Here is an 11,500-nt window from a genome sequence, read left to right as displayed (position 1 = left end):
TCCAGGCGCAGGAGCATGTTGAGAAAGCCGGTGACGGCATGGGTCGGCTGCCCGCTGCTGGTGCTCAGCGGCGGCAGGGCGTAGAAGGCCCGGTGGGCCAGGCTGTGGCCGTCCAGGAGGGCGATGGTGGGCGCTTGCTCGGCCGTCCCCGCTCTCCTCCTTTCCCCCTCGTCCACGCTCTCTGCTCCCCTCTCGCCGTCACGCCCGACGCACCCCCGGGGCCTGCCTCGGCGGGGCCGCCTCAGGGCGCGCCTTCCGCCCCGGAGCTGGCCGCCTGGACGCGGACGACCACGCTCAGCACGTCCGCCGGGGCGGCCGTCGGGGAGGGCAAGGCGAAGAGCTGGGGCGCGGCCCTCTCGCCGGAGGCCGCCCGCCCCGCAGCGGCCTCCGCCGTCCCGGCGGCGACCGCACCCAGCGGCCCCAGCGCGTCGCGCACGGCCTCGGCCCGCACAGGCCGCGCGTACTCCACGCGGACGCTGAGGGCCTGGCTGCCGGGCAGCACCTCTGCGCGCGCGACCGGGCCCAGCCCGGCCAGGCGCGCCTCCGCCTCCCGCGCCGCCTCCGCGGGGTCGGCCGCGCGCAGGTCGAAGAGCGCCGCGGCCGCCGCTGCCGGCGCCTGCGAAGCGGAGCCGGATCCCGCGGCGGAACCGGGCGCCGCGACGCCGCCGGCCGTCGGCGCGGTGGAGGCGGTCGACGCCCGGGAGGCGACGGGCGCATGGACAGCGCGCCCGGGGTGGAGGGCCAGCGCCAGGGCCAGGGCCAGGGCGGCGGCTCCGGCCAGGAGGAGCAGCGGACGCCGCGCGGGCCGAAGGTCCCGCACGGCTCCCGCCTCCGGGCCGGGCCCGCCGCCGGCCGCCGCCGCGGCCAGGCGCAGGTGGAGGCGCTCCTCCAGGCCGGGTGGCGGCTCCGGAGGCGGCAGCTCGGCCAGCAGCCGTCCCACCGCCTCCAGCTCCTCCACCTCGCGACGGCAGGCGGGGCAGGCGGTCAGGTGCGCGCGCAGGTCGAGCCGCTCCGGCTCGGGCAGCTCCCCGTCGATCAGGTAGGGCAAGAGCGCCCGCGACTGCGCGCAGTTCATTCCGCCACCCCCCTTCCGCGCGGGACGGAGGGCAGGAGGCCCGCGCCGGCCAGCCGCTGGCGCAGCAGGCGCCGGGCGCGGAAGACGCGCGACTTGACCGTGCCGAGCGGCAGGCCGGCCAGCTCCGCCACTTCCTCGTAAGAGAGGCCCTCCACGTCACGCAGGAGGACCACCAGCCGGTAGCCGGGCGGCAGCGAGGCCAGCGCCGCCTCCACCAGGCGGTGGCGCTCGGCCGCCAGCAGCTCCGCCTCGGGGTCGCCGGCCGTGCCGCGCGGCCGGGGCTCCGCGGTCTCCGCCTCCAGCGGTTCCACGAGCCCCGCCCGCCGTCCCTGCCGCCGCGCGTGGTCGGCACAGAGGTGGACGACGATGCGGTAGAGCCAGGTGCCGAAGCGGCAGCCGCCGCGGAAGCCGCCCAGCGAGCGGAAGGCGCGCAGGGCGGCCTCCTGGACCAGGTCCTCGGCCTCCTGCCTTCCCGCCAGGCGCGCGGCCGTGGCGTAGGCCCGGCCCAACTCGGGCCGGATCAGCTCCTCGAAGGCGGCCACGCCCCCCGCCCGGGCGCGCTCCAGAAGCGCCTGCTCGCGAGCGTCGTCCAGGGTCCCTTCCTCCAGGGCGCGCCGCCGGGGCCGGCGCCCCGGCGGGCCGGGCCGCCCCCGCCGCCGCGGCGGGCGCGCTCGTTGATCGCTCTCCGGCGCTATGTTATCGTACCGTTGCATGCCGTCGCCGGAGTGTCGGAATCGGCAGACGAGCCCGACTCAAAATCGGGAGCCCGACAGGGCGTGTGGGTTCGAGTCCCACCTCCGGCACCATCCTTCCCCCCGCCTTCGGACAGACTCGCGACCCGGGCGCCGTCGCCCCGGTCGGAAGGCCGGCTTCGCTTCCTTTGGACGGGGCGCCCGCCGGAAAAGATCCGCCGGCCCGGCGCCGGAGGCGCCGCCGCGCGGCCCACCCCCGGGATCGCCGGCGACATCAGGCGTAGGAGATGCGGGGATCCAGGAAGGCGTAGACGATGTCCACCACCAGGTTCATCACCACGATGGCCGAGGCGCTGAACATGGTCAGCCCCATGATCAGGGCGCCGTCTACGTTGCCGATGGCGTGGTTGAGCAGGAGGCCGAGGCCCGGCCAGTTGAAGACGTACTCCGTCACCACCAGCCCGCCCAGCAGGTAGCCCAGGTCCATGCCCAGGTAGGTGACCACGGGGATGAGCGCGTTGCGGAAGATGTGCCGCCAGATGACGGCGCGCTCGGCGAGACCCTTGGCGCGCGCGGTGCGCACGTAGTCCAGCCGCATCACCTCCAGCATGCTGGAACGGAGGATGCGCACGTAGACGGCCGCGCCCGTCACGCCCACCGAGAGCGCGGGCAGGACCACCCCCGCCGCGGAGTAGCCGCCCAGCGGGAAGAGGCCGGCGTAATACCCCAGATAGAGCAGGAGCAGCGAGCCCACCCAGTAGACCGGCAGCGCCACCCCGACCAGGCTGGCCGTCCGGGTCACCTGGTCGATCCAGCTGTTGCGCCGCACCGCCGCCACCACGCCGATCGGGATGGCGATGAGGAGCTCGCAGACCACCGCAGCCAGCGCCAGGTAGACGGTGGGCGGCAGCGACTGGAGGATCATGGTCAGCACCGGCTGCTGCATCACCCAGTCGTAGCCCAGGTCGCCCTGCAGCACCTGCCCGAAGTAGAGGACCAGGCGGAGCAGGAGCGGCTTGTTCAGGCCCAGCGCCGCCCGGATGGAGGCCAGCGTCTCCGGCGTGGCGTGGGGGCCGGCGATGACCCGGGCCGGATCCGAGGGGATGGCGTAGGTGATGAGGAAGGTGACCGCGATGATGACCGCGATGGTCACCACCGTCCAGACGAGCCGCCTCAGGATGTACTGGAGCACGTGATCGCCTCCGCCGCCGGCACCGGCGGGGATCCGGCCCGGTGCCGGGCCGGATCCCCCCGGATCGTCGCTACTTCTGCACGGACATCAGGTTGAAGCGCGGTGTCGAGACCGGGTGCAGGTAGACGCCCAGGCTGGCCGGATCATGGGGATCAGGCTTCAGCCAGGGCTGGATGAGCGCATCGTACCAGCCGTAGTAGAGGAAGACCCACGCCGCCTGGTCGTGCGCGATCTTCTCCGCCTGCTGGTAGAGCTGGACGCGCTGGTCCTGCTGGCTGGCCGGCAGCGAGTCGGCCTTGGTCACCAGCTGCTCGAAGGTGGGATCCGTCCAGTTGCCCACGTTGGTCGAGTTGAAGGCATCCTTGGAGAGCAGGTTGTACAGGAAGTCCTGCGCGTCCGGATAGTCCTGGAACCAGTCGGTCCAGGCGATGTTCCAGGGCTTGGTCGGATCGTCCTCGTACGGCCAGTAGCTGCCCACCTGGCTGAAGCCCTGCAGGGTGACGTCGATACCCACCTGCTGCAGCTGCTGCTGCACCATCTGCGCCGTCCGGATATGGTCCTGCGTGTTGCTGGGGTAGATCATGGTCACCTTCAGCGGCAGCTGGACGCCCGCCTGCTGCAGGAGCTGCTTGGCCTTGGCCGGGTCGTACGGATACGGCTGGATCGACGGGTCGTAGCCCGGGATGCCCGGCGGCAGCGGCTGGCTGGCCACCTGGCCGCGCCCGTTGGTGATGTTCTGGATGATCTGCTGCTTGTCGATGGCGTAGTTGACCGCCTGGCGGACCAGCGGGTTGTTGAAGGGCGGCTTGGTCGTGTTGAAGGCCAAGTAGTAGATGATGTTCCCGCCGACCTTGTAGTAGTCGCTCTTCAGCTTGGGATCGCTCAGGACCTGGGCGTACTGGGCGGTGGTCAGAGGCCCGCCGATGAAGTCCAGGTCACCCTGCCGGAACTGGAGAAGCTGGAGGTTGTCCGAGACGTTCTCCTTCAGGACCAGCTTCGCGATCTTCGGCTTGTTGGCCTGGTTCCAGTAGTTGGGGTTGGGAACCAGCGTCATCTGCACGCCCGGCTGCCAGGATTGGAGCATGAACGGGCCCGAGCCGACCGCGTGGGCGGAGAAGTCCTTGCCGTACTGCTCCGCCACCTTCGGGTCGACGATGGCCGCCGACATCAGCGCCAGCGTGTTGAGGAAGAACGCCTGCGGCGTGGAGAGATCGATCTCCACGGTCTGCGGGTCGATCACCTTGACGCCCGGCAGCCCGCCCTTACCGTCCGGCGACGCCTTCTGGCCCGAGGCGTTCCACTCCTTGTATCCCTGGATGGCCGAGTAGGCGAAGCCGTAGGGGGCGGCACCGGCGCCGATGGGGTCCTTGGAGGTGACGCGGTCGAGGCTGTACTTGACCGCGTAGGCGTCCAGCGAATCGCCGTTGGAGAACTTGATCCCCGGCTTGATGTGGAAGGTGTACTTGAGGCCGTCCGGCGTCACGTCCCAGGTGGCCACGTTGGGCACAATCTTCGGCGTCGTGGTCTGGCTCGGGTCATAGGTGACCAGGGTGTCGTAGACCATCTCCATGGCGTACATGGAGGTCATGTCCGTCCACTTGGCCGGGTCCAGCGTCTCGATGTTGCTGGTGAAGGCGGTGGTGATGGTCTGGCCGCCCTGCGGCTGTTGCGAGGTGGTCGTGGTGCTGGTCCCGGTGTTGCCGCCTGTCTTGGCGGCCGGCTGCCCGCCGCAGCTGGACAGGACCAGCGAGAGGGCGAGCAGTGCGGTCGAGAGCGTCGTCGCCCAGCGTAGCCTGTTTCGCACCGGAGTCTGACCTCCTTCGTTTCCCGATTTGCAACCCGGTCCGCCTTGGCCGGCGGCCGGCAGGAGCCCTCCGCGGGTCTCCAGGCCCGCTTCGCCCAGGGTGAGCCGGCCCGCTCCTGCTCACCCGCCACCTCCCCTCTCCCGCAGCCGATGGGCCCGGAGCGCCCGCAGCCGGCCCTTCCGGCCGGCCGTCGCGGGCCGCCTCACTCCTCGGCCCGCGGGTTAAAGGCGTCGCTCAAACCGTCGCCCAGCAGGTTGAAACCGAGGCTGGCCAGTGCCAGCGCCAGTCCCGGCCAGATGATCAGCCAGGGCGCCGTCTGATAGAAGTTGAGGCCCAGGGTGATCATCTTGCCCCAGCTGACCGTCGGGTCCGGCACGCCGATGCTGAGGAAGGAGAGCGCCGACTCCGTCAGGATGTTCTGGGCCACCTGGAGCGTGCCGTAGACGATGACCGTCCCCAGCACGTTGGGCAGCAGGTGGCGCCAGAGCAGCCGGCCCGTCCCCGCCCCCAGCGCGCGCGCCGCCTCCACGTACTCCTGGTTCTTGGCCGCCAGCACCTGCCCGCGCGTGATCCGCGCCGTCGGCGCCCAGCCCAGCACGCCGATGACCGTGTAGACGGTGGCCACCGTCGGGTTGGAGACGACCGAGCGGAGGAGGATGACGAAGAGCAGGAAGGGGAAGGCCAGGACGATGTCGGTGACGCGCATCAGCACGTTGTCGACCAGTCCGCCGGCGTAGCCCGCCACCAGGCCGATGACGAGGCCGATGGCGACGGCGATGAGCGTCGCCATGAAACCGACCTCCATGGAGACCCGGGCGCCCCAGATCAGCTGGCTGAGCACGTCCCGCCCGCTCGGATCCGTCCCGAGGAAGAAATGCGCCCAGTTCCAGGTGGGAGCCAGCGGCAGGCCCTGGGGGGTCGTGCCGTCCGGGTAGGTGGCATACGGGTTGAGCGGCGCAATCTGCGGGGCGAAGACGGCCACCACGGAGAGCGCCACCACCAGCACCAGCCCGAAGACCGCGGGCCCGTTGCGAAAGAATCGCCGGAGGAAAAGTCGCCAGGGCGAGAGGCCGGGAGGCAGCTCCGTCGCCGGTTGCTGCTCAGATACGTTCGGTAGAGCGGACACGTCTTCCCTCCCGCGAAGACCGCTTGGCAAGGTCGCTGCGGCCGAGGAGGCAGGCCACCCGCGCCGGGCTCCGGGCGCGCCCGCGGGTGGGCCGGCCCAGCCGGTACCACAGACGAAACAGATTACGCCCGTCCCATCCCAATCCCTTCTGCTTCCGCACCGGAGGCCCACATTGGCAGCGGTGCCATGCGCCGGCCGGCAGACGGCGGGGCCGGCCCCCGGCCGCCGCCGGAGCCGGCCCCTTCGCCCCCTGAAGCCTGTTCAGAAGCCGATGCGCGGCCCCACGATCTGCCGCCGGGCCGGCTTCGCCTCGGCCGTCCGGGCGAGCACGCCCGCCGCCAGCTCGTCGAAGGCGCGGGCCAGCGGCGAGCCGTCCTCCCGCGCCGCCACCGGCAGGCCCTCGTCGCCCCCCTGCCGGATCTCCGGCGCCAGCGGGATGCGCGCCAGAAGGGGCACTTCCAGCGCGGTCGCCAGGGCGTCGGCGCCGCCCGAGCCGAAGACGTCGATCCGCTCCCCGCAGTGCGGGCAGACGAGAAAGGCCATGTTCTCGACGACGCCCAGCATCTCCTGGTTCATCTTCATGGCCATGAAGGCCGCGCGCGAGGCGACGTGGACGGAGGCTTCCTGGGGGGTGGTCACCAGCAGGATCTTGGAGTTGGGCAGGCGCTGGGCGAGGCTCATGGGGACGTCGCCCGTTCCCGGCGGCAGGTCGACCACCAGGTAGTCGAGCTCCGCCCAGAGGACGTCGTTGAGGAACTGATCCAGGGCTCCGGCCAGCATGGGACCGCGCCAGATGACCGCGGCGTCCTCCTCGACGAAGAAGCCCATGGACATGACCTGCATCCCGAAGGCCTCCACCGGCGCGATGGCGTTGCCGATGGCCACCGGACGCGTGGTAACGCCGAGGATGCGCGGGATGGAGAAGCCGTAGATGTCGGCGTCCAGCAGGCCCACCCGCTTGCCCCGCTTGCGCAGGGCGATGGCCAGGTTGGCCGTCACCGTCGACTTGCCCACGCCGCCCTTTCCGCTGGCCACCCCGATGACCACGGTGCGCGATCCGGGCCGGGTGACGCTGGAGGTGTGGCCGGGCTCCTGGCCGCGGAGGCGCTGTGCCAGACGGTCGCGCTCCGCCTGCTCCATGACCGAGAGCCGCACCTCCACCCTCTCCACGCCGGGGAGGGCGCCCACCCGCTGCCGCACGTCCTCTTCGATGCGGCTCTCCAGCGGGCAGCCCGCCACCGTCAGGGCCACCTCCACGGTCACCTGGCCGCCTTCGACGCGCACCTCGCGGACCATATCGAGATCGGTGATGCTGCGACCCAGCTCCGGGTCGACCACACCGCCGAGCGCCTTCACGACCTCTTCTCTGGTCGCCACCTCGACACCCCCAACCAGCCACGGTCCTCCCCTGGAACCCGTCTGCCTCCGATCATACACCGAGGGCGGCGGCCAGTCGGCGGAAGCCTTCTTCCATGCGCTCCAGCGAGGTGGCGTAGCTGAGGCGGACGTACTCGGGCAGGCCGAAACCCGAGCCGGGTACCAGCGCCACGTGGGCGTTCTCCAGGAGAAGCTCGGCCAGGTGGTCGCCGTCCCGCACCTCCTGGCCGGCCACCCGCCTGCCGATCAGGCCGCGGATGGAAGGGAAGACGTAGAATGCGCCCCGCGGTTCGACGGGCAGCTCGAAGCCGGGCAGGTGGCGGAGCTGCTCGACCATCCACCGGCGGCGGCGATCGAACTCGGCCGCCATCGCCTCCGTCGCCCCCGCCGCCTGGCGCAGGGCGACCACGGAGGCCCACTGGGAGATGGTGGACGGGGCGGAGGTGAGGTGCGACTGGACGGCGGTCATGGCCTCTACCAGCTCCGCGCTCTCGCTGGCCGCCCAGCCGATCCGCCAGCCGGTCATGGCGTAGGCTTTGGAGACGCCGTCCACCAGCACCGTCCGCGCCCGTACCTCCTCGCCGAGCTGGGCGATGCTGACGTGCCGGACGCCGAAGACCAGGTGGCGGTAGATCTCGTCGGAGAGGATCCAGAGGTCGTGACGGAGCGCCAGTTCCGCCACCGCCTCCAGCTCCGACCGCTCCAGCACGGTCCCCGCCGGGTTGGAGGGGCTGTTCAGGAGGATGAGGCGGGTGCGCGGCGAGACGGCCGCCTCCATCGCCTCCAGGTCGAGGTGAAAGCCCCGCGCGGGATCGGTGGGGACGATGACAGGCGTAGCCCCGGCCAGGCGGATCTGCTCGGGGTAGGAGACCCAGTAGGGGGCCGGCAGGATCACCTCGTCCCCCGGGCCCACCAGGGCGAAGAGCGCGTTGAAGATGCTCTGCTTGGCGCCGTTGGAGACGACGATGCGCTCGGGCGGGTAGCGGAGGCCCAGCGTCCGCTCGAGCTCCTCCGAGACCGCCTCGCGCAGCTCGGGGAGTCCCTGCACGGCGGTGTACTTGGTCCGGCCGCGGCGCATCGCCTCGAGCGCCGCTTCCTTCACGATGTCGGGGGTGTCGAAGTCGGGTTCGCCGACGCTGAAGCTGACCACGTCCACGCCCCGGCGGGACAAGGCCTTGGCCTTGGTGTCGACGGCCATGGTGGGCGAGGCGGTCAGCCCTTCCGTCCGCTCCGCCAGACGCAAGCGGGATCGCTCCTTCCGGGAGAGGGTTGGGAGGCTGGCGGGCGCGCCGCGGAGGCCCGCCCGGGACGGCGCTGGAAACTTGTTCAGATTCTATGGACCCTGCCCCGGTAGAGCAACCCGTGGACGGGGTCGACCGTCACCGTCTCCCCCGGCCGCAGCGGCTCCACTCCGTCTCCGGGTTGGAAGCCGACGATGGCGGGCTTCCCCGCGTTGAGGGCGACGATGGCGCTGGGCGAGCTGAGCCCGCCCTCCGTCACCACCAGGGCTGCGGCGCGTGCGGCCAGTGCGGCCAGCGCCCCGTCGACGCGCGGCACCACCAGCACGTCGCCGTCACGGAAGCGCGCGGCCGCCTCGGTCGCGTCGGCGGCGAGGCAGGCAGGGCCGCTGGCGGCCTCGTGGCCGATGCCCTGGCCGCGCCCCACGACGACGGCCACGGTGTGCACCTTCAGCGTGTTGGTGGTGCCCGAGACGCCCACCGGGAAGCCGGCGGTGATCACCACCAGGTCGCCGTTGGCGATGTACCCCGCCTCCAGCGCCGCCCCCACCGCGCGCTCCACCATCACGTCGCTGGAGGGCTGCGCCGGAAGGATGAGCGGCTCCACACCCCAGACCAGCGAGAGCCGCCGCGCCGTCGCCGGTTCCGGCGTCACCGCCAGGACGGGCGCCGCCGGCCGCTGCGCGGCTACCACGCGGGCCGTCCGGCCCGACTGGGTGGGCGTGATGATGGCGGCGGCCTCCAGGGCCGTCGCCGTCGTCACCGAGGCCAGGCTGATGGCCTCGGTGACCGTGGCGGGCAAAAAGGCCGACGGGCTCTCGCGCCGGCGCCGGGCCACCAGCTCGGCGTCGGCCCGCTCGGCGATGCGCGCCATCATCCGCACCGCCTCCACCGGGTGGGCGCCCGTGGCGCTCTCGGCGCTGAGCATGACCGCGTCGCTCCCGTCCAGGACCGCGTTGGCCACGTCGGCCGCCTCGGCTCGGGTGGGCGAGGCGTGGACCACCATGGACTCCAGCATCTGAGTGGCCGTGATCACCGGCTTGCCCGCCCGGTTGGCCAGCGCGATGATGCGCTTCTGGGCGAAGGGTACCTCCTCGGTGGCCATCTCCAGGCCCAGGTCGCCCCTGGCCACCATCACCCCGTCGGAAACCTCCAGGATCTCCTCGAAGTGGTCGACGGCGTGGCGCGTCTCCACCTTGGTGACGATCTCCGGCAGCCGCGCCCCGGCGGGCGCGTTCGCCTCCAGGAAGCGCCGCACCGCCAGCACGTCTTCGGCGGTCTGGACGAAGCTGGCCGCCACGAAGTCGACCTCCAGCTCCAGCCCCAGGCGCAGATCGGCCTCGTCCTCCGGCAGGAGCGGCGGCAGCGAGAGGCGCGTCCCCGGCGCCAGGCACTTCTTGCCGCTGAGCAGGCGGCCGCCCACCACCACCTCGCACTCGATGCTCCCGTCGGACCGGACGCGGCGGACTCGCAGGACCAGGTTGCCGTCGTCCAGGAGGAGCGTCGCCCCCGGCTCCAGGTCGCGGCCCAGCCCGGGATAGCTGATGCTCGCCCGCTCGCGGTCGCCTTCCACGGGCTCGGGCACCAGAAGGAAGCTCTGCCCCGGCACCAGCTCCGCCGCGCCCTCGCGGAAGCGGCCCAGCCGCACCTCCGGACCGCGGGTGTCGAACATGAGGCCGACGTGGCGGCCCGCGGCCTCGGCCGCGCGGCGAACCCTCTCGCTCCGCTGCCGGAGCGCCTCGCCGCCGCCATGGGAGAGGTTGAAGCGGGCCACGTCCATGCCGGCCTCCACCAGCTGGCGCAGGCGCTCCTCGCTCTCGCTGGCCGGGCCGATGGTCACCACCACTTTGCTCCTGCGCACGCGTCTCCCCCCAGCCTCCGCCCCGCGCGCCGCGGGCGGGCTCCGCTCAGATGGCGAGGATGGCGGCGAGGCGATAAGTCTCCCGGTCCACGTCCTTGCTCGCCGCCAGCACCTGCTCGTACGGCGTCAGCCGCACCCTGCCGTGGACCAGGCCCGCCATGCAGCCGTGCCGGCCCTGCAGGAGGGCGTCCACGGCCGCGGCGCCCAGCTGCGAGGCGATGAGGCGGTCCATGGCCGTGGGCGCGCCACCCCGCTGGATGTGGCCCAGCACCGTGACGCGCGTATCCAGCCCCGTCCGCTCCTGGATCCGCTGCGCCACCTCGAAGCCGCGCGCGGCTCCTTCCGCCACCACGATGATGCTGTGACGCTTTCCCGAGCGATAGGCCGACTGGACCCGCTCGCAGACCGTCTCCAGGTCGGTAGGCTCCTCGGGCACCAGGATGGACTCGGCTCCGTCCGCCAGGCCGGCCATCAGCGCGATGAAGCCCGAGTTCCGTCCCATCACCTCGACGACGAAGGTCCTCTCGTGGGCCGTGGCCGTGTCGCGGATGCGGTCGATGGCCTGGATGGCGGTGTTGACCGCCGTGTCGAAGCCGATGGTGGTATCGGTGCCGGCCAGGTCGTTGTCGATGGTCCCGGGCACGCCCACGGTCCGGACGCCGTGCTCCTCCAGGGCGGCGGCCCCGCGGAAGGAGCCGTCGCCGCCGATGACGACCAGGCCGTCGATCTGGTGCCTGCGCAGCTGGGCCACCGCTTCGGCCTGGCCCTCCGGGCTCTTGAAGGCCTCGGAGCGGGCGGTGAAGAGGACGGTCCCCCCGCGGTGGATGATGTCGGCCACCGAGCGGCGATCCATCGCCTGGAACTCCCCGCGGATCAGCCCCGCGTAGCCGTGTTCGATGCCGAAGACCTCCAGCCCCTCGTAGATGCCCTTGCGCACCACCGCGCGGATGGCCGCGTTCATGCCCGGGGCGTCGCCGCCGCTGGTCAGGACCGCGATTCTCCGCAACTCACGCCCCCCCGTCCTCCTCGCCGCCCCAGGCCGAGGCCAGCACCTCCGCCAGCGCGGCCTGCGCCTCCTCGATCTCCACCTCGGGAAGGAGGATCTCCCATGTCGACGGGCCGCCATGGCCCCCC

9 protein-coding genes, 1 tRNA gene and 1 pseudogene are annotated in these 11,500 nt (G+C 72.2%); 1 reads left to right on the top strand and 10 read right to left on the bottom strand.

All coding sequences use genetic code 11. The features are described from left to right. From K6U79_09005 to K6U79_08995, 3 genes are all read right to left on the bottom strand, one after another. On the bottom strand, positions 1-245 hold a 245-nt coding region (locus tag K6U79_09005), incomplete at its 3' end, for a hypothetical protein (GenBank protein MCL6522490.1). Further along, positions 242-1,075, bottom strand: a complete 834-nt coding sequence (locus tag K6U79_09000; GenBank protein ID MCL6522489.1) for a zf-HC2 domain-containing protein — start codon at positions 1,073-1,075, stop codon at positions 242-244. The genes K6U79_09000 and K6U79_09005, both read right to left, overlap by 4 nt. After that, the gene (locus K6U79_08995; GenBank protein MCL6522488.1) at positions 1,072-1,617 is read right to left on the bottom strand and encodes a sigma-70 family RNA polymerase sigma factor; all 546 of its coding nucleotides are present in this window, start codon (positions 1,615-1,617) and stop codon (positions 1,072-1,074) included. Before K6U79_08995 ends, K6U79_09000 begins: the two co-directional genes overlap by 4 nt. A gap of 177 nt (positions 1,618-1,794) precedes the next feature. Here K6U79_08995 and K6U79_08990 point away from each other — a divergent pair. Further along, a tRNA-Leu gene (locus tag K6U79_08990) sits at positions 1,795-1,881 on the top strand. Positions 1,882-2,041: 160 nt separating this feature from the next. On the opposite strand, the gene K6U79_08985 is transcribed toward K6U79_08990, so the two are convergent. The 7 genes and pseudogenes from K6U79_08985 to pfkA all read right to left on the bottom strand — a co-directional run bounded on the left by K6U79_08985 (position 2,042) and on the right by pfkA (position 11,372). Continuing rightward, positions 2,042-2,959 carry an ABC transporter permease gene (locus K6U79_08985; GenBank protein MCL6522487.1) on the bottom strand — a complete coding sequence of 306 codons (918 nt, stop codon included), beginning with the start codon at positions 2,957-2,959 and terminating at the stop codon, positions 2,042-2,044. 70 nt (positions 2,960-3,029) lie between these two features. Further along, the gene (locus K6U79_08980; GenBank protein MCL6522486.1) at positions 3,030-4,763 is read right to left on the bottom strand and encodes an ABC transporter substrate-binding protein; all 1,734 of its coding nucleotides are present in this window, start codon (positions 4,761-4,763) and stop codon (positions 3,030-3,032) included. Between the two features lie 203 nt (positions 4,764-4,966). Beyond that, a complete protein-coding gene (locus K6U79_08975) occupies positions 4,967-5,890 on the bottom strand; it encodes an ABC transporter permease (protein MCL6522485.1) in 924 nt (307 codons plus the stop codon). Between the two features lie 261 nt (positions 5,891-6,151). After that, a pseudogene (locus tag K6U79_08970) lies at positions 6,152-7,273 on the bottom strand (Mrp/NBP35 family ATP-binding protein). Between the two features lie 46 nt (positions 7,274-7,319). Then, positions 7,320-8,465, bottom strand: coding sequence for a pyridoxal phosphate-dependent aminotransferase (locus tag K6U79_08965; protein ID MCL6522484.1), 1,146 nt, complete (start codon positions 8,463-8,465; stop codon positions 7,320-7,322). Positions 8,466-8,593: 128 nt separating this feature from the next. Beyond that, positions 8,594-10,366 (bottom strand): pyruvate kinase, encoded by a 1,773-nt coding sequence (gene pyk, locus K6U79_08960; protein MCL6522483.1) that lies wholly within the window; start codon positions 10,364-10,366, stop codon positions 8,594-8,596. 46 nt (positions 10,367-10,412) lie between these two features. After that, positions 10,413-11,372 (bottom strand): 6-phosphofructokinase, encoded by a 960-nt coding sequence (pfkA, locus tag K6U79_08955; GenBank protein ID MCL6522482.1) that lies wholly within the window; start codon positions 11,370-11,372, stop codon positions 10,413-10,415. Positions 11,373-11,500 lie beyond the last annotated feature (128 nt).

It is taken from the genome of Bacillota bacterium, from assembly GCA_023511835.1.
GTDB lineage: Bacteria > Bacillota > Sulfobacillia > JAIMAT01 > JAIMAT01 > JAIMAT01.
The sequence above is the reverse complement of the archived record's forward strand: the minus strand, read 5'-3'. Positions and strand labels throughout refer to the sequence as shown.